This window comes from Flavihumibacter sp., assembly GCF_036676075.1.
GTDB lineage: Bacteria > Bacteroidota > Bacteroidia > Chitinophagales > Chitinophagaceae > Flavihumibacter.
The window spans coordinates 1,257,722-1,275,524 of record NZ_JAKFDQ010000007.1 but is presented as its reverse complement, the minus strand read 5'-3'; the positions used below and the strand labels follow the sequence as shown (position 1 = coordinate 1,275,524).

14 protein-coding genes and 1 tRNA gene are annotated in these 17,803 nt (G+C 44.9%); 7 read left to right on the top strand and 8 right to left on the bottom strand.

Annotated features, from left to right (window positions below):
* Window positions 1-37 precede the first annotated feature (37 nt).
* The 7 genes from V6M43_RS08330 to V6M43_RS08300 form a co-directional block, all read right to left on the bottom strand.
* Entirely contained in the window at window positions 38-1,384 is a 1,347-nt protein-coding gene (locus V6M43_RS08330; RefSeq protein ID WP_332734213.1) for a TIGR00341 family protein, read from the bottom strand.
* Window positions 1,385-1,392: 8 nt separating this feature from the next.
* Window positions 1,393-3,189 carry a chloride channel protein gene (locus V6M43_RS08325; protein ID WP_332734211.1) on the bottom strand — a complete coding sequence of 599 codons (1,797 nt, stop codon included), beginning with the start codon at window positions 3,187-3,189 and terminating at the stop codon, window positions 1,393-1,395.
* Between the two features lie 14 nt (window positions 3,190-3,203).
* Window positions 3,204-4,349 carry a methionine aminotransferase gene (locus tag V6M43_RS08320; RefSeq protein WP_332734209.1) on the bottom strand — a complete coding sequence of 382 codons (1,146 nt, stop codon included), beginning with the start codon at window positions 4,347-4,349 and terminating at the stop codon, window positions 3,204-3,206.
* A 23-nt stretch (window positions 4,350-4,372) separates the two neighbouring features.
* On the bottom strand, window positions 4,373-5,296 hold the full coding sequence (locus V6M43_RS08315) for a helix-turn-helix domain-containing protein (protein WP_332734207.1): 924 nt from the start codon (window positions 5,294-5,296) through the stop codon (window positions 4,373-4,375).
* 22 nt (window positions 5,297-5,318) lie between these two features.
* A complete protein-coding gene (locus V6M43_RS08310; RefSeq protein WP_332734205.1) occupies window positions 5,319-5,708 on the bottom strand; it encodes a RidA family protein in 390 nt (129 codons plus the stop codon).
* 147 nt (window positions 5,709-5,855) lie between these two features.
* Window positions 5,856-6,938, bottom strand: a complete 1,083-nt coding sequence (locus V6M43_RS08305) for a mannose-1-phosphate guanylyltransferase (RefSeq protein WP_332734203.1) — start codon at window positions 6,936-6,938, stop codon at window positions 5,856-5,858.
* Window positions 6,938-7,906, bottom strand: coding sequence for a KpsF/GutQ family sugar-phosphate isomerase (locus V6M43_RS08300; RefSeq protein ID WP_332734201.1), 969 nt, complete (start codon window positions 7,904-7,906; stop codon window positions 6,938-6,940). The genes V6M43_RS08305 and V6M43_RS08300 overlap by 1 nt, the downstream gene beginning before the upstream one ends.
* A gap of 223 nt (window positions 7,907-8,129) precedes the next feature.
* On the opposite strand from V6M43_RS08300, the gene recQ reads away from it, so the two are divergent.
* The 4 genes from recQ (at window position 8,130) to V6M43_RS08280 (ending at window position 13,059) form a co-directional block, all read left to right on the top strand.
* Window positions 8,130-10,418: a DNA helicase RecQ gene (gene recQ, locus V6M43_RS08295; RefSeq protein ID WP_332734199.1), complete on the top strand. Its 2,289-nt coding sequence runs from the start codon at window positions 8,130-8,132 to the stop codon at window positions 10,416-10,418.
* Window positions 10,419-10,522: 104 nt separating this feature from the next.
* A tRNA-Phe gene (locus tag V6M43_RS08290) sits at window positions 10,523-10,595 on the top strand.
* A 140-nt stretch (window positions 10,596-10,735) separates the two neighbouring features.
* Window positions 10,736-12,115, top strand: coding sequence for a serine hydrolase (locus V6M43_RS08285; RefSeq protein ID WP_332734197.1), 1,380 nt, complete (start codon window positions 10,736-10,738; stop codon window positions 12,113-12,115).
* A 377-nt stretch (window positions 12,116-12,492) separates the two neighbouring features.
* Complete coding sequence (locus V6M43_RS08280) at window positions 12,493-13,059, top strand: hypothetical protein (RefSeq protein WP_332734195.1); 567 nt, start codon at window positions 12,493-12,495, stop codon at window positions 13,057-13,059.
* A 140-nt stretch (window positions 13,060-13,199) separates the two neighbouring features.
* Here V6M43_RS08280 and V6M43_RS08275 read toward each other — a convergent pair whose 3' ends face one another.
* On the bottom strand, window positions 13,200-14,564 hold the full coding sequence (locus tag V6M43_RS08275; RefSeq protein WP_332734193.1) for a vanadium-dependent haloperoxidase: 1,365 nt from the start codon (window positions 14,562-14,564) through the stop codon (window positions 13,200-13,202).
* Window positions 14,565-14,800: 236 nt separating this feature from the next.
* Here V6M43_RS08275 and V6M43_RS08270 point away from each other — a divergent pair, with 236 nt between their 5' ends.
* From V6M43_RS08270 to V6M43_RS08260, 3 genes are read left to right on the top strand one after another with little or no spacing between them, the layout of a single operon-like run.
* Window positions 14,801-15,934, top strand: coding sequence for a sensor histidine kinase (locus V6M43_RS08270; protein ID WP_332734191.1), 1,134 nt, complete (start codon window positions 14,801-14,803; stop codon window positions 15,932-15,934).
* An 18-nt stretch (window positions 15,935-15,952) separates the two neighbouring features.
* Window positions 15,953-17,098, top strand: coding sequence for a sensor histidine kinase (locus V6M43_RS08265; RefSeq protein WP_332734189.1), 1,146 nt, complete (start codon window positions 15,953-15,955; stop codon window positions 17,096-17,098).
* Window positions 17,095-17,802, top strand: coding sequence for a LytR/AlgR family response regulator transcription factor (locus V6M43_RS08260; RefSeq protein ID WP_332734187.1), 708 nt, complete (start codon window positions 17,095-17,097; stop codon window positions 17,800-17,802). Before V6M43_RS08265 ends, V6M43_RS08260 begins: the two co-directional genes overlap by 4 nt.
* The last annotated feature ends 1 nt before the right edge of the window (window position 17,803 follow it).

Below are 17,803 nucleotides of genomic sequence, written 5' to 3'. Positions count from 1 at the left end.
AAGGAGTTCATTGAATTAGAAAACGATTAAAAAGAACTTAGTTTTTTATTTGGGTATTGATTTCTACATTATTGGTCTGTAATCGCGCTTTCAACCAGTTTTCCAGTTGAGCGCTTTCCCCATTTGTTAGCCTTTTATTGAGCGCTACCAATACAAGTGTAGTACTGTCTGTTTTTCCATCAACCCGTCTCAGAAGTGTTGGTTCAACTGCTATTGCGGTTATTTGGGGTAATAAGGCATTTGCTTCTTTAACGATGGCCGCTTGTGCAAGGTCTTGTTCCCTGTACTTCATAAGCTCTTTTTCCAGTAGCGCCACCTTCTCTAAGTTCTTCTCCTGCTCAGTGGCAGTGCTCTTGTTTATTGTAATGGCGTTTCGGAGCATATCGATCCGGAGACTGTCTGTTATGCCCGTTTGCCTAACCTCCAGTGAAGCGCCCTGCAACTGGTATGCGGCAAGCTTTTCTTTTTTTAATCCGATCACACTATCAGGTACAAAAGATCCCACATAAACAAGGTTGATCTTTTTCAGGGATGGATCTACTTTATGTCGCAATAGTTGCGCATTATCAAAAACCATTTCTCTTTCAATAAATCGTAGCGCATTTTTTTGAAAGATATTTTTCTGCACCACTCGGTAGGCGAAATAAATACTCGGAATAAGCGTGAGCATTGTAACCACCATTATAGAATTACGGACCCTGATTCGTTCTTTTTGGTTGATATAGCGAACCGCGGGAAACTTAAGGAAGCGAACAATTAAAAGTGTCGATAAGCCAATAAAAACACTGTTTATTACGAAGAGATAAAAGGCTCCAATGAAAAAAGTCCATTGGCCATTCGCAATTCCATAGCCCGCCGTGCATAAGGGTGGCATTAGTGCAGTGGCAATGGCTACACCCGGAATTACATTGCTTTTTTCTTTTCTCGTGCCCGCTACTACTCCTGCCAATCCGCCGAACAGTGCAATCAATACATCATACACCGTAGGCTGGGTACGTGCCAGAAGTTCTGATTGTGCATCGCTGATGGGACTAACAAGGAAATAGATCGTTGACGTTGCAATACTGATCACTGCTGCCACAGAAAGGTTTCTGATGGCACGTTTCACCAGCTGGAAATCATTGATGGCAATGCCAAGGCCAAAGCCCATAATTGGTCCCATGAGGGGAGAGATCAACATGGCCCCAATAATAACAGCAGTGGAATTAACATTGAGTCCGATGGATGCTATGAATATGGCAAAGATCAGGATCCAGAGATTGGTACCCTTTATATCTACACCCTTCCTGAATGAATCAATAATATCCTGCGCATTGGCAGCATCGCTATGGAGATTGAAGCGGTCCCAGATAAACCAACGCAATGCTCTTGTTAACCTGTTCATTAAAATGATTATTGATGATCAGACTCTGACTCATATATATCAGCCTGGTTTGCCAGGGCCTCACGATATTTTTCAAATATCCTTGTTTTTGATAAGAAGCCCAGGAACTGCCGTTCTTTGTTGAGTACCGGCAGATACCAGCTTTGCGTAATATCCATTTTTTCCATCACCTTTTTCATTGACTCCTCTTCCTGTATGGTGGCGGCCGCCTTCTTGACTATAGATTTTATTGCGATCTGCTGGTGATTTACCGGCTCAAATATTTTTTTCTTGATATCATTGAGTTCAATGATGCCCACATAGCGGTTGTCCTTATCCGTTACAGCAAAGATGTTGCGGTCACTTTTGTTTATAATAACAATCAGGTCGGCCAGGTTACTGTCAATACCAATACTGTCATATTTATCCTGAATGAAAGAGCCTGCCGTGAACTGGTTAAGGATATTGTCTTCTTTGCGATGGGTAAAGATCTGTCCCTCCATCGCCAATTGCCTTGTTTCCATGGAATATGGTTCAAAGTGTTTTACGATAAAAAAGGAAATGGCAGATACGATCATAAGAGGAATGAATAACTCATATCCATTGGTGATCTCTGCAATCAAAAAGATAGCAGTGAGCGGACAATACATCACACCGCTCAAAACACCGGCCATGCCTACCAGGCTGAAATTACCTTCCGGCAATTGTAGCCATTTGGTATTGTTGGCCATCCTCGAGAGAAAGAACCCGAGATAAGCTCCAACAAAAAGGGATGGCGCAAAATTTCCGCCATTTCCACCTGCCCCAAGGGTGATGCCCGCAGCCACCGGTTTTAATAAAATGATGGCGCCAACAAATGCGAGTAATGTCCAGTCATTCAGATACTCTCTGGCGAAAAATTTTTCTGCAATCTGCATTGCCTGGTCATTGGCAAGCATTGATACCGTTGCATAGCCTTCACCAAAAAGTGGGGGGAAAAGAAACAGGATAGCAGCGAGGAATATTCCTGCCACTATTGCACGCGTATAAGAGTTGCGCGTCATATGATGAACTCCCTTCTCCGCCTTCTTGAATAGTCTTGAATAATAGAGGGAGATAAACCCTGCCGCAAAGCCCAGTAAAATGTAAAAGGGAACATTATTATAGTCAAAGGCCTCACGCAGGCGAAAATTAAAAAGGAAAGATTCCTGGAGAATGATGCGGCTGCATAAGGCACCGGTAACGGAGGCAATCATCAGCGGAATAAAATAACTCACAATGGTTTCCGTCAGCAGAATTTCAATGGCGAATATAACACCCGCGATGGGGGCATTAAATACAGCAGCTATTCCTGCTGCTGCGCCACATGCCAACAACAGTGATCGCTCGCGGTACTCCATTCCATGGATACGTGCCGTATTTGATCCGATTGCCGAACCGGTGGCCACAATGGGCGCCTCAAGTCCCGCCGACCCACCCAGGCCCACTGTAATGGAACTCGTGATGATATGCTTGTAGGTATCTGATAAAGGAATGAAAGCGCTTTTGCGGGCAATGGCACGTAACACCATTCCAACCCCTCTTTCGATATAGCCATTGAAGAACCTGTTGGTTATAAAAACGGTGATCAGTAGTCCAATGATAGGAAAAACAAGATATATATAGTCGTGCTGAACCGGCCGGTTGATCCACGCCTGCAGAAAATGAACAATTGTTTTAAGCAATACCGCCCCCATTCCCGCAATCAGTCCAGTGATCACTGCAGCATACATCATAAACTGTAACCTGTTGGTTTTCTGACGGAGCCTGTTCAGGAATTGCTGGTATATGAGGACGATCTTTTTCAATTGAACAGTTTTCGTTAAAGATTCCGCAATCTCTCTGCGGCTTTTTCAAGTGTAGATTCCTTTTTCGCAAAACAGAATCTCAGTAATTTCTGGCTAACCCGTTGCTGGTAGAATGCCGAAACAGGAATGGTGGCCACCCCATATTGTTCGGTCAGCCTGATCGCAAAGGCAGCATCCTCTTCGTCAGTGATCTGTTCATAAGAAGCCAGTATAAAATAACTGCCGTAAGAAGGCAGGAAACGGAACCGGGTATCTTTCATGCATTCCAGAAAATGATCGCGCTTCTGCTGGAGGAAACCGCCAAGTTCCAGGTAGGCATCACGATGTTGAAGGTATTCGGCTATTCCTACCTGTGAGGGTGTATGGCAGCTGAAGCAATTGAACTGGTGTATCTTCCTGAACTCGCGGGTGAGTGCTGCCGGCGCAACACAATATCCCAGCTTCCACCCCGTACAATGGTATGTTTTTCCAAAGGAGAAACATACAAAACTTCTTTCCCTCAACTCAGGATACCGCAACATAGAGAGATGGCTCCTGCCGTCAAAAATCAGGTGCTCATATACTTCATCACTGATTATGAATAGATCCTTTTTGTGAATAAGTTTTTGCAGTTCAGTGATATCATTTTCTTTAAGTACTGCACCACTGGGGTTATGCGGCGAGTTGATTATGATGGCTTTGGTGCTGGCACTGACTGCTGCATTCACGGCCTCCCAGTTAATGGAGAAGTCAACAGGATTCAGCGACACAAGTATAGGCTTCGCACCATTCACCACGATATTGGGAATATAACTATCGTAGGCAGGCTCCAGTACGATCACTTCATCACCAGGAGAAAGAATGGCAGTGAGTGCCGAATAGATCGCATAAGTGCCACCCGGAGTAATGGTGATCTCCTGGTCAGGATCCACCTCTGCCCCATAGAGGAATTGAATCTTTTCTGCAATTGCTTCCCGTAATGGCATCCATCCCGGCATCGGCGCATACTGGTTATAGTTACTCTGCATGGCCCTGCTCACGGCATCAACCAACTGCTGATTCATAGGGAAATCAGGAAAGCCCTGCCCAAGATTTATAGCATCATGTTTTGCAGCCAGCGCACTCATCGTGGTAAAGATGGTGGTGCCTACATCCGGAAGTTTTGAATTTAACGCAAGCATGCGCCAAAGATAACCTTCGGCAGTTACATGCGGGTCAATTTGGCTTGCTCCCGATAGTCGGAAGGACTCACACTTGTTTGGTGACGGAAAAACTTTGCGAAATTACTGTTGTCCTTGAAGTGCAGGTAATAGGCGATCTCTGCAATGGTCATATCAGTGTTCTTCAGGAGCGATTGCGCCTCAAGGATCAATCGTTCCCTTACAAGCTGCGCGGCGGTTTTGCCGGTCTGCTGTTTCAGCAGGTTGCTCAGGTAAGTTGGATGAAGATGCATCTTGGTGGCAACATATTTCAGTGTTAGCGGCTTGTCCATTTCGCCCTTGTTCAACTCCATGAAATAATTGTTCAGCGTCTGCAGGAAATTATTCAGCGTGGTTTCCTTTCCACTAACCGGCAGGTTATTATCAACGCCAAATGCTGCCTTACATTCATATAGGAATAGATTGATATGATGAAACAGCATCTTCATCTTATCCGGGTAATCGCTGTGCAGCAGCGCATACATTTTATCGAACTGAGTCTTCAATATATCAATGGTGCTTTCTTTAGGTGAAACCACCATTCCATTTTCTGTATGGAAAAACCTGAACTCTCTGAAAATATACTCTCCCTGCGGATACTGGAAAATATAATCGGGCGTAAAGAAAAGAATATAACCCTGCCAGTTTTCAATATTCGCATATTGCCTGATATGCCAGGGGGAGGTGAAATAAATAGAGTTCTTTTTCATCTCGTATACTTCATTGGAAATACTGAGATTAAATTTTCCACCTGTTACAAACCCGATCACAAAGGCATTCAGGCGGAAAGGATTTGAAGTACCCTCCTGTATAGTGTTTGGAATATCTTCGAACCGCATCAGTTCAAAATGCGGTGAAATAGGATCAATATTACTTGTACCAAGAAAGGATTCAACCAGATTTTCGTAGTAGGCAATCTGTTTCTGCATCTGATAAGGTTTTGAAAAAAAATTAACTTGTAAGGATAGCGGAGGCTTCTATCTCAATGAGATACTCCGGTGCTATCAGGGCCTTAACCTCAACCATTGTTGTACAGGGCTTAATTACAGAAAAGAATTCGCCATGGGCACGGCCATATTCTTCCCATAAACTGATATCTGTAACGAACATCCGGGTTCTTACAACATCCTTAAGTCCCGCGCCAGCCTGTTCCAAAACCTTAGCGATCTTCTCGATAATGTATTTCGTCTGCGCATAGGCGTCACCCACACCAACAATTTCACTGTGCTCGTTAACGGAAACAGTTCCCGTTACTTCAATGATGTTTCCAATTTTGACTGCCCGGCTGTAACCAACAATTTCTTCCCAGGGCGCCCCGGAGGAGTAGTTATACCTTGTCATTACAATATATTTTTATCTGTTCAACTTTTCCGACGGCTGGGGTGGGTTTCCGGTGCATTACCGGTATAAATACAATATTACTGGTAAAAATAAAATACCCCATGTTAAATCCATGGGGTATCCTAAAAAATTGATGAGTGGCAGCCGTCAGAGGAACTTTTCCCCTTTCTTGCGCTTCACCTCAGCCACATATTCTTTGATCTCCTGCTCCCGGTCTTTCTGACAAATCAGCAATACATCCTTTGTATCCACCACTATATAATCTTCCAGTCCCTGCAGTAATACCAGCTTCTCATCAGGTACATGCACCATATTGTTGCGGGCTTCAATCACCATTACATTATTTCCGGCAACAGCGTTTTCGTTGGAATCTTTATTGATGTTCTCGTAGGCACTGTTCCAGGTACCAAGGTCACTCCATCCAAAGGATGACGGTATCACATAAACATTATTGGCCTTCTCCATGATGCCGAAATCAATTGAAATATTGGTGCACTGCGGGTAGATCGCTTCCAGGGCCTTTTTCTCTTCCGGACCATTGAACTTGTCCTTGTCGGCCGCAAATACTTCATGCATCTCAGGGAGATAGTGTTCAAAAGCAGTCAGGATATTTTTCACCTGCCACACAAAAATGCCCGCATTCCAAAGAAACTCACCACTGGCTACAAATGTTTTCGCCAGCTCCAGGTTCGGCTTTTCTGTGAAGGTCTTCACCTTATAAACGTTATCGGTCACCGCATGCTGCTCAAACTGGATATAACCATAGCCCGTATTTGGCTGGGTTGGCTGTATGCCAAGGGTGATGAAGGCATTGTGCTTGTTCACAAAACTCAGCGCCTCCAGGCAAACTTTCTTGAATGCAATATTATCAAGGATCAGGTGATCGGAGGGCGCTACTATCAACGAGGCCAGTGGATCTTTCTGCATCAGCTTGAAAGAGATATAGGCAATACAGGGAGCAGTATTCTTGCGGGATGGCTCACCTAAAATATTTTCAACCGGCAAATCAGGAAGCTGCTCTGCCACAATTCCGGAATACTCCTCTGAGGTAACTACGAAAATATTCTCCACGGGAATGAAATCGGCAAAGCGGTCATAGGTCCACTGGATCAACGTTTTTCCGGTATTGAGGATATCGAGGAACTGTTTCGGGTAATGGGTACGGCTCATGGGCCAGAAGCGGCTTCCGATGCCGCCAGCCATAATGGCCACATAGTGATGTTTATTCATTAGATAAGCCCTTCTTTTATTAAATCGTGCAAATGTATGATACCAAGGTATTGTTTATTGGTATCTGCTACCACCAGTTGGGTGATATCATGTTTTCTCAACAGGTCGAGTGCATCTATAGCCATCGCGTCACCGCCTATGCTCTTTGGATTTGGCGTCATAATGTTTTCCGCCCTTATAGTCTTCAGGTCCGGATCTTTTTCCAGCATCCGCCTCAGGTCACCGTCGGTCACTACCCCCAAAACTTCGTTGGCGGGCCCCAATACTGCTGTAACACCCAGCCTGCTTCCCGAAATGGAAATGATGACTTCCTTAAGGTTGGCATCGGGTAAAACTGACGGTTTCTGGTTGTTCACATACAAATCGCGTACCCGCAGGTATAGCTTCTTGCCGAGGTTGCCGCCAGGATGGAACTTGGCAAAATCCTGTCCGTTGAAACCCCTCAGCTCCATCAGGCAAACAGCCAGGGCATCGCCCATCACCATCTGCGCCGTGGTAGAACTGGTAGGGGCAAGATTATTGGGACAGGCCTCCTGCGACACGGTTGTGTTCAGCACCATGTTGCTCTGGCGTGCAAGGAAAGAATCCTCCCGACCTACCATCCCGATCAGGATATTGCCGAAATTTCTTATAAGAGGAACCAACACCTTGATCTCGGGACTCTCACCGCTTTTACTGATCACCATCACCACATCGGCCTCCTGAACCATGCCAAGGTCGCCATGGATGGCATCGGCAGCATGCATATAAAGGGATGGGGTTCCTGTGGAGTTGAGAGTGGCCACTATTTTCTGCGCAACGATGGCGCTTTTACCAATACCACTCACCACAAGACGGCCTTTGCTCGCATAAACCGCCTGCACCGCACTTACAAAGTCATCGTTCAGAAACTCCTGTAATCCCGCTACCGAGGCTGTTTCCAGTTCAATGGTGCGTCGGGCAATGGCTTTTATCTGTTGAGAATTCATATTGAAGCGGCACAAAAATAGGAGATTTGGCGAACCCCGGCCGGATATTAACAATTTCAGCCTGTTTTCCTGCTCCTATTTAAGTAATTTCGCGGTCCGTCAAAAAGTGGTTAGCTAGGCAACTAATTGGGAGCTGAACCGGGTTGGTTCACCGCTCTTATTGCCGCTTTTTTTCGGTAACTTATGAGCGTTCTGCACTTATGTGAGTTAGAAAACCAATGCAATGGCAACAACAACAAGATCCCGGAAAACCGACGCAGTGAAGCCGGCACCAAAAAAAAGCACTGCTAAAACAAAATCCAAATCCACCGCTAATTCGGTTCCCCTCCAGGATTCCCTGCAGGAATATTTCGGATTCAATAAATTCAAGGGCGACCAGGAAGAGATCATCTCCTCCCTGCTGGCCGGTAAAGATACTTTCGTTATCATGCCTACCGGCGGAGGCAAAAGCCTCTGCTACCAGCTTCCCGCCATGATTCTGCCGGGAGTGGCCATCATCGTTTCTCCCCTCATCGCTCTTATGAAGAACCAGGTTGACCTGGTTCGTGGATATAGTGATAAAGACAATGTGGCGCATTTCCTGAACTCCACGCTCAACAAGAAAGAGATCCGCGAAGTACATGATGACCTCCTCAATGGTCACACGAAAATGTTATATGTAGCGCCCGAAACCCTCACCAAGCAGGAGAACCTCGAATTTTTCAGTGACCTCCCCATTTCATTTTTCGCCGTTGATGAGGCGCACTGTATCTCCGAGTGGGGCCACGATTTCAGGCCCGAATACCGCCGCCTCCGTGAAATGATGGACCAGATCAGTGAATCTGTTCCCGTCATCGCACTAACAGCAACGGCTACCCCTAAAGTGCAGAGCGATATCGTCAAGAACCTCGGACTAAGAAAACCCGAGATCTTCATATCCTCCTTTAACCGCGATAACCTCTATTACGAGATCCAGCCCAAGATCAATAAAGACCAGACCATCCGCAGCATGGTCAAATACATTGTTCAGAACAAGGGCAAAAGCGGAATCATCTATACACTCAACCGCAAAACCACCGAGGAACTGGCCGGCGTGCTGGTGGCCAATGGAGTGAAGGCGGTTGCTTATCATGCGGGACTCGATTCAAAGCTCCGCGCACAACGCCAGGATCTTTTCCTCAATGAAGACACCCAGGTGATTGTTGCCACTATTGCATTTGGAATGGGCATCGACAAACCTGATGTGCGTTTCGTTATGCATTATAATATTCCCAAAAGCATCGAAAACTATTACCAGGAAACCGGTCGCGCTGGCCGCGATGGACTGGAAGGCGTTTGTATTCTATATTATTCGCATAAGGATGTGTCAAAACTTGAGCACCTCATGCGCGATAAGCCCCTTAGTGAAAGGGAAGTGGGTGCTCAGCTCATCAATGAAACCGTTGCCTATGCCGAAACCGGCGTGTGCAGGAGAAGGGTGCTGCTGAATTATTTCGGCGAAGACTGGCAGGTGGAGAACTGCGGTCACTGTGATAACTGCCGCAACCCCAAAGAATATGTAGAAGCGAAGGAAAATGCAGTGAAGGTGCTGAAGCTGGTGAAGACCCTCGACGAAAGATTTGCTACCGATTATACAGTCAATATTATTATTGGAAGATTGACACCGCAAAACCAGATGTACCGTCATAACGGACTGGATGCATTTGGAATCGGTAAAGACCAGCCCGATCATTATTGGGCTACCCTCATTCGCCAGTTATTACTTACGGGATATCTTTCTAAGGATATTGAAGAGTATGGCGTGTTGAAACTTACTAAAACCGGTGCAGCCTTTATAAAGAAGCCAACCAGTTTCAAGATCGTGATGAACAATCTCTTCGAAGATGCCAATGCCGATGATGAAGAAGGTGGCGATGCAGGTGGCGGAGCAGTTGCAGCAACCGATGAAAAATTGTTTGAGATGTTGAAAGAGCTTCGTCAGAAAGAAGCTAAGCGCAAGGGCCTCCCACCCTTTGTTATATTCCTGGAGAATTCATTGCAGGATATGGCAACGCTTTATCCCACTACGGTTGCGGAGCTCGACAAATGCCAGGGCGTTAGTAAGGGTAAAGCCCTTCGTTATGGTAAACCATTTGTGGAGCTGATAGCCAAATATGTTGAAGAGAATGATATTGAGAAGCCCGATGATTTCGTGATGAAAAGCGTATTGAACAAAGGGGGCCTTAAAGTATATATCATCCAGCAAACCGATAAGCGTATTCCGCTGGAAACCATTGCAAGGAATAAGGAGCTGAAATTGGATAGTCTTTTGGAAGAGATGGAAACCATCGCTGCCAGTGGTACGCGGTTGAATCTGGATTACGCCATTGACGAGATGCTGGATGAATACGACCAGGAAGAGATCCTCGAATATTTCAAGGGTTGTGAAACATCCTCATTGCAGGTGGCGCAGGAAGAACTTGCAGACAGCAATTACACCTGGGAGCAGCTTAAGATCATGCGGATCAAGTTTTTGGGACAGTACGGGATGTAGGCAAATAAAAATTTGTTGATAACCCGTGGTTTTTTGTTGAAATCCCCCTATTTTTGCGTCCCGATTGAGAAGTAAATCTTACTTCTTACATCTTAAATGTCTCCGGTGCGGTAGCTCAGTTGGTAGAGCAAAGGACTGAAAATCCTTGTGTCGCCGGTTCGATTCCGGCCCACACCACGAAAAAAGACTCACTTCAATGTGGGTCTTTTTTTATTCCCCAAACTTTCTTCAAAACCTTCAGGATGTCCAGAGGTATTTTTCTTTGTGCTTTCATCGAGCTTAAGTGATAACTTTTGTTAATAAACAGAAGCCGCATTATGCAAAAAAAACTAATGACCCTTCTTTGCCTTGCCATTTCATTTAACGGCCTGGGCCAGGATCGGATTCTTAAATTGGATTCTCTTTTCTCCCAGCTATACAAGGAGGAGAAGTTTACCGGCAATGTGTTGATAGCTGAAAACGGTAAGCCCATCTTTCAAAAGAGTTATGGTAAGGCTTTCCGTGAGAAGAACCTTGACCTTAACAGCGAATCTGTTTTTGAGCTGGCATCCATCGGCAAACAATTCACGGCCATGGGCATCATGCTGCTGAAGAAAGAAGGGAAACTTCGCTATGAAGACAGTCTCCGTTTCTATTTTCCCGAACTCCCCTATTCAAATATTACCATCCGTCATTTGCTCACCCACCTCTCCGGAATGCCGGATTATATGAATCTCACCGAACCTTACTGGAAAGAGCGTAAGATCATCAACAATGCAAAAATGATCTCGCTGCTGGCGGAGAAAAAACCACCCATCGAATTTAAACCCGGTGAGCGATGGGCCTATAGTAATACGGGCTATGCATTGTTGGGGAGTATCATTGAAAAGGCCTCGGGACAATCGTTTCGCGATTTTATGCGAGATCGAATTTTTCGTCCGCTCGATATGCGGCGAACAGAAGTATTTCATAAACGACTGGAGAAACGCGCAATTGAAAATTACGCTTATGGGTATGTGTTAGATAAGAAAAATAATAAGTGGCTGATGGCTGATAGTTCTGAAGAAGCCGATATGGTTTATACGCTTGATGGAATTTATGGAGATGGCATTACAAATTCAACCACTACTGATCTACTCAAATGGGACCAGGCCTTGTATGAGGGCAGGTTGTTAAGCCAGGAGGAGATGCGGGAGGCATTTAGTCCGGCAATTCTGAATAATGGCGATACTATTAATTATGGATTTGGATGGATGATGGATCGTTCACCAGATTTCGGAAGATATTTATTTCATTCCGGCGGATGGCCGGGATATACTACCTGGATTGAGCGGCATCCTGATAGTAATAAAACAATCATACTGCTGGCAAATGGTGGAGCAGCAAATGGGAAGATCACAGAGATCAGGAATATCCTCTATGGACTTTCACCAAGGCCTCAGGTGGAGATAAAGGTGGATACCATGCTATTAAAGAATTATACTGGATACTATCTTTTTCCAAATAATGACAGTTTGCGAATTTTCCTCGAAGCCGGCCAATTGAAAGGACATGCAGGCCACACCACCTTAGTATTATTACCTGAATCACCCCAACTGTTCTTCGTGAAAGACAGAGATTTTAAAGTCCGGTTCATTAATGGTGACGGCAAAAGGCAACCATCCCTTCGCATACTGCGGGAGGGCCCTTATGTGGAAGCCTTAAAAACCGGCAACTGAATATTCATGGCACAAACCTCGTTTTTGGGAATAATATTTCGCAGCAGCTTGCATATGAAGAAAGTGTAAATTAATTGCATATATTTAAATTGTTAAGGATTTTCAAGTTCCCACGTATCCCTCTTTTGCCGTTTCTCTCATATGGCAATCTCCCAATATCGGGACCACCAAGCATAGGGATTAGACAGGGACCCACTTTCCATAGTTCACATGGCTATGATGCCGTGATTAGCGGGTCTATGACCTTTCTATAGCGGGTCTATGGCGGACCTTTAACGGTATCGTGACGTTACCGTGACGATACCGTGACGTTACCGTGATGTTACCATGGGAGGTTCTTTGTTGATTATTTTAAAACTATTTAAAAATGATTTTTTATGGCCTCAACCAAACACAACATTTTATTAAGGCACTTTACAGGCGGCATTAGTGATACCCATTACCTCATGAACAGGGGTGGTAAAGAAATATGGATCCGCAAACCTAACCGCAGCCTACAGGTGAAAACTCAAAAGCAAAAGCTTTCTCAAAGCAATTTTAAACGGTCCCAGCAATACGCCTCCGAAGTCAATAAAGACCCTGTAAGAAAAAGTTTTTATACGCCCTTTCGCAAAGACGGCAAAACGGAGTATAACCTGGCCTTGTCCGATTTTTCAATAGCTCCCGTGATTCACTCCTATGATCTTCATGCATACAGAGGAATGGAAGGTGATATCATTGAGGTGGACGCTTCCGATAATATAAAAGTGATCGCTGCCTGGTGTGTGATATATGCTTTTGACGGCAGTATCATTGAAGAAGGAGCCGCACAACTGAACCCCGTAACAGGCCTGAATTGGGAATATACGGTGAAGTGTACACATCAGCTTCAACCTGATAATATCATCCTGTTCAGCGTGTTCGACTTTGCCGGCAATGAAACCAAAAAAGTATTAAGGCAGTAGTAAAAAAAAGGGCCATCTCAGAAGTTATTTGAGACGGCCTTCTTTTTTGGGATCGAAGGATCCCATTTCAAGGCTAAGGTTTAGAGGTTTGAACTATATCTACAGAGGTGAGCAATTTTGTTTGGGGTTCAATTAGCAACTCATTTCCTGAACCGAAGTGTAGAGATGATATTATGGGCCACTTTCCTCCCTTGCCAGAAACCGGCTTCAATAGACGGCCTGTAGTGGATTCCACCATAGAGTCTTGACCATCCCGCCTCTTCACCGGCTTCGCGGAATGAATTGAAATGACGGGGTTGTAATGCTCCGCCCGGAGTGGCCATTCCATAAAATGTACTGTCTGTAAAGGCATAATCTTCGCCGAAAATATGGGCCATGGCTTCCGCATTGGCAGACGATAATGTTGCATGTGCCGCAGGGTATTCAGGATGCGGTGCCCCCAGCAAATTATTGGGTGCAATACCAAGTACTGAAACATAATTGAATGGTCGGGCAAGCAGGTATTTAAACTTGTCCTGCCAGCTGCTGATAGTGATATCCACATCAATTATTCCACCAAGCGCATAGGCAAGCGCCGCTACATCAAGCGATGGTTTTTCTTTTGAAAGTACCTGACGCAATATGCTTACATAGTGCCCCGGTGTACTGGTGCCTGGAAAATCTCTCCACCAGAATGCTTTGAAATAATTATCCGTTCCGATCTCCGGCCTTGCATTAACTACTTCCATGGTCATGGCAGGGAGATTATCATAGTCGGGTGCTGGTAGTCCGGCTCCATCGCCACTGGTGGCAACCATCCGCCGGAGGTCTCCTATATATTGAACTGTATGCACAGGAATAACTGCGGGTGGTGTCCAGTAGATACCGCCAATCTTAGTGGGGTCCAAAGGAACATAGGGGTTATTAATATTCTGATGACCATCGGTATTGGCCCAATTCATTACCGCCTCCGCAACTGCCTTTCCGAAGTTTACAGAGCGCTCAATGATAGCAGCTTCTGTCTCCAAACTGTATTCCGCCATTAGACTCTGCTCCAGACTGTCCATGGCAGGCTTATGCGCATCGGTAGCACTGGGAAACATGCTCCGGTTTATATGGGCCAGCGCCGCATTGGCACTCGCCGCCCAATGATAGGCAGCACCTGGCTCAGTAGTTGGCAGTCCGGTTAATCCATTAAGCTGTGAAGCTATCGACTGGTGAGCCGGCATCCCCGGAACCACTGCCTCATAAAGGGCAATTCCACTGTATGCATAGTGACGTGAATAGGCTACATTTCCTACAAGCGGAGGATAGTTAGTCATCTGCCTTACCTGCATGGTCATCCACTTAATGGCCACGTCAGAAGAAAATGTTTTGGTCTGCTTAAGGTGACCCATGAGTTCACCATTTCGCGCAGAGAGTGATGAGGCATTCTCTTTTACTGCCAGTCCATCCTCTTTCTGGCACGAAAAAAGAAGAACAGTAATGCAGGTTATAAATGTCGCCTGGAGGAAATACTTTTTCATAATCAAAGATGTTAATGTTAAACGATGAAGAATAACCAAGATAGAATCGTTTTTTCGCTCAATCCCGCTCCAATCGCTGAACGTTGCCATTTACAGAAATAAAGCAGAAGCCCTGTGGTAAATGGCTTTTAGCAGCATAAAGCGTCATTCGTCGGAAATACAAGCATTCTGTCTGTTTCCTCGTCCCGACAGGAAATCATTGTTCTAAATTGTTTAAATTGTATAAGGCGAAAACCATGAATTCTTTTTTATATAATGAGTTTTTATTCTCCTCCCGCTACCGGGTATGGAGGCATCTGCTATACTGGTCATTTCATATTTGCTTATGGGCCGGTTTCTGGTTAGTGGTTGGTGTTCCCCTTTCTTATGCAAGGCATCTCCTCAATATGACCATGTGGGTTCCGGTTTTTATCTTCTTTAGTTATCCACTTGTTTATATAGCCGTTCCACATTTATTGCTGAAAGGAAAATTGCTGGAGTTTTTCTTAGTGCTGCTTGCCTGGGGAGGGGCGGGGCTCTATATCGATGCCGGCTATCGCGAGTTTGTTCTGATTCCTGCACAGGAGGCAATGGGACTGGATAATATTCTTCCGCGGGGGCCTCTTGCTTTCTGTTATCTCTGTATGACAACATCGGCTGCAAGCCCTATGGTCATTAAGTTTTTTAAGATGCTGACCCTCCAACAACGAGAATGGTTATACGCAGAACAGGAAAAAGTAACTGCCGAACTCCAGTTACTCAAAGCACAGGTTCACCCGCATTTCCTTTTCAACACACTTAATAATATCTATTCCTTTTCGATGGAGCAATCTCCTAAAACGCCTACGCTTATCGTCAAGCTTTCTTCACTCATCAGCTATATGCTCTATGACTGTAATGCGGAAGAAGTAAAACTGGAAAAGGAGATAGCGATCATGAAGAATTATATTGACCTTGAAGCTGAACGTTATGGTAACAAAATAGATATAAGCTGGCAGGTAAAAGATGATGGACATAACACCCGAATAGCGCCACTCATGCTCTTACCCTTTATCGAGAATGCATTTAAGCATGGTACATCCGAACAATTAGAAAAATCATGGCTCAGCGTCGATATCCGTGTGCATGAGGGAGTTTTAAGATGCAGGATCGCAAATAGCAAGAATGAATACCAGCCCTTCCGCCAAAATGGTATCGGGATCGCTAACGTTAAGAAAAGGCTCGCAATTATTTATCCGGCTAACTATGAACTTGAACTGAATGATAAGGGAAACTCTTTTGAAGTTTTCCTCCAGATCAATTTAACCGGTATGATAATTCCCGGAACGGAATATGTGGCGTCAATATTTACTAACCAGGAGAAGCAGTTCAATATGGCGGTTCCTGCTTAGTGGCATTAAATCTATAAGATGCGTCAAATACTCAAAAGAGTTAACACATTCCTTTATAACGATTTTGTTTTTTCAGATCGTTATCGGGTATGGCGTCATGTTATATACTGGAGCTTTCATATAACCATCTGGGCGGTATTCTGGACCATAATGAGTACCACCAATGTGCATTTTTTTAAGAACCTTTTTAAAATGCTTTTGTGGCTTCCGATGTTTATCTTTTTCAGCTATCCGATGGTTTATTACGCAATACCCCGGCTTTTACTTAAAGGGAAATTATGGCAGTTCCTTTTAGTGGTGCTTGCCTGGGGCGCTCTTGGACTTTATATGAATGCTGGTTATCGCACCTATGTGGTTGTTCCCGTGCTGGAGCTGATGCAGATTCCGGTTAAATCACTAAGGGCTGCACTTCCCCAAAGTTTTCTCTGTATGACCACCTCAGCAGCCAGCCCTATGATCATTAAGTTTTTTAAATTATGGACAGCTAAACAACGCGACCGCATGCAGGTTCAACAGGAGAAGATCAGCACTGAGCTCCAGCTGCTGAAGGCACAGGTTCATCCGCATTTTCTGATCAGTACGCTCAACAATATTTATACCTGCTCCATTAACAGATCATCCGATACCCCAACACTGATCCTGAAACTGTCTTCTCTTTTAAGTTATATGTTATACGATTGTAAATCGGAAGAAGTAAGGCTTGAAAATGAGATCGCGATTATGCGAAATTATATTGACCTTGAATCAGAACGATTCAACAACAGGATAGAGATCTCCTGGAGTGTTGAAGGCAATATACGAGACCAGTTTATAGCTCCCTTACTTCTGATGCCATTTCTGGAAAACGCATTTAAATATTGTGCGGCACCACATATCCAAAAACCCTGGTTGGCTTTTGATGCTTCGGTAAAAAATGAAACCCTTCGTTGTAAGATCGCCTATAGCAAAGACGAAAACATCAGGCAGCCAGAGGCTGACACAGGCATTCAGAATGTGAAGAAAAGACTCGGATTTATTTATCCTGACCGATATGAACTGAAGTTAAATGATGAGGGTTCTTTTTTTGTTGTATCACTTCTTATAAGGCTCACGGCCAGCCAGCCAGCCTATATGCCTTCGCCCATGCCTGAAACTCCGGTAAACATTCAAATGCGTCCTGCATGAAACTCCGATGCCTGCTGATAGATGATGAGCCGCCGGCACTGCAGGTACTTTGCAGGTATATTTCCGCCATCAATGGGCTCGAAATAGCCGGACAATGCCGTAATGCCATCGAAGCTCTGGAAGTATTGCACCAACGTACCATTGACGTGATCTTTCTCGATATCAAAATGCCCAGTATCATTGGCACAGAATTCCTGAAAAATCTTACGCATCCGCCCAAGGTCATTTTTGTAACAGCCTATCGCGATTATGCCGTTGATGGTTTTGAACTGGATGCGGTGGATTACCTGGTGAAACCTGTTTCTTTCGAGCGGTTTTTTAAAGCGATCACCAAACTGAACCGGATCATGGGCCTCGAAGCACCGCTGGCCACCCAGGGTGATGCGCCAAAAAATCCAGCCTTTGTTTACCTCAAAGTGGATAAGGATATGAAGAAGGTTTTTGTGAATGAAGTCACCTATATCGAAAGCCTGAAAGATTATGTGATGGTTTATATGGCAGGCAACAAACATTACCTGGTGAAGCAGTCCATCACCGCCATGGAGAACCTGTTATCAGAACATAAGTTCATAAGGGTTCATCGCTCCTATATCGTTTCGCTCGATAAAATCTCGGGGTATAACGGCCTATCGGTTCAGCTGGGCGAAAAGGAAATTCCTATTGGCCGTTTATACAAACATGCGGTGATGGAAAGACTACAGTAAG

Bases quoted from the DNA above. Each gene is read 5' to 3' on its own strand.
- V6M43_RS08330 (WP_332734213.1), bottom strand. From the start codon at position 1,384: ATGAACAGGTTAACAAGAGCATTGCGTTGGTTTATCTGGGACCGCTTC.
- V6M43_RS08320 (WP_332734209.1), bottom strand. From the start codon at position 4,349: ATGCTTGCGTTAAATTCAAAACTTCCGGATGTAGGCACCACCATCTTT.
- V6M43_RS08315 (WP_332734207.1), bottom strand. From the start codon at position 5,296: ATGCAGAAACAGATTGCCTACTACGAAAATCTGGTTGAATCCTTTCTT.
- V6M43_RS08310 (WP_332734205.1), bottom strand. From the start codon at position 5,708: ATGACAAGGTATAACTACTCCTCCGGGGCGCCCTGGGAAGAAATTGTT.
- V6M43_RS08305 (WP_332734203.1), bottom strand. From the start codon at position 6,938: ATGAATAAACATCACTATGTGGCCATTATGGCTGGCGGCATCGGAAGC.
- V6M43_RS08300 (WP_332734201.1), bottom strand. From the start codon at position 7,906: ATGAATTCTCAACAGATAAAAGCCATTGCCCGACGCACCATTGAACTG.
- recQ (WP_332734199.1), top strand. From the start codon at position 8,130: ATGGCAACAACAACAAGATCCCGGAAAACCGACGCAGTGAAGCCGGCA.
- V6M43_RS08285 (WP_332734197.1), top strand. From the start codon at position 10,736: ATGCAAAAAAAACTAATGACCCTTCTTTGCCTTGCCATTTCATTTAAC.
- V6M43_RS08280 (WP_332734195.1), top strand. From the start codon at position 12,493: ATGGCCTCAACCAAACACAACATTTTATTAAGGCACTTTACAGGCGGC.
- V6M43_RS08275 (WP_332734193.1), bottom strand. From the start codon at position 14,564: ATGAAAAAGTATTTCCTCCAGGCGACATTTATAACCTGCATTACTGTT.
- V6M43_RS08270 (WP_332734191.1), top strand. From the start codon at position 14,801: ATGAATTCTTTTTTATATAATGAGTTTTTATTCTCCTCCCGCTACCGG.
- V6M43_RS08265 (WP_332734189.1), top strand. From the start codon at position 15,953: ATGCGTCAAATACTCAAAAGAGTTAACACATTCCTTTATAACGATTTT.
- V6M43_RS08260 (WP_332734187.1), top strand. From the start codon at position 17,095: ATGAAACTCCGATGCCTGCTGATAGATGATGAGCCGCCGGCACTGCAG.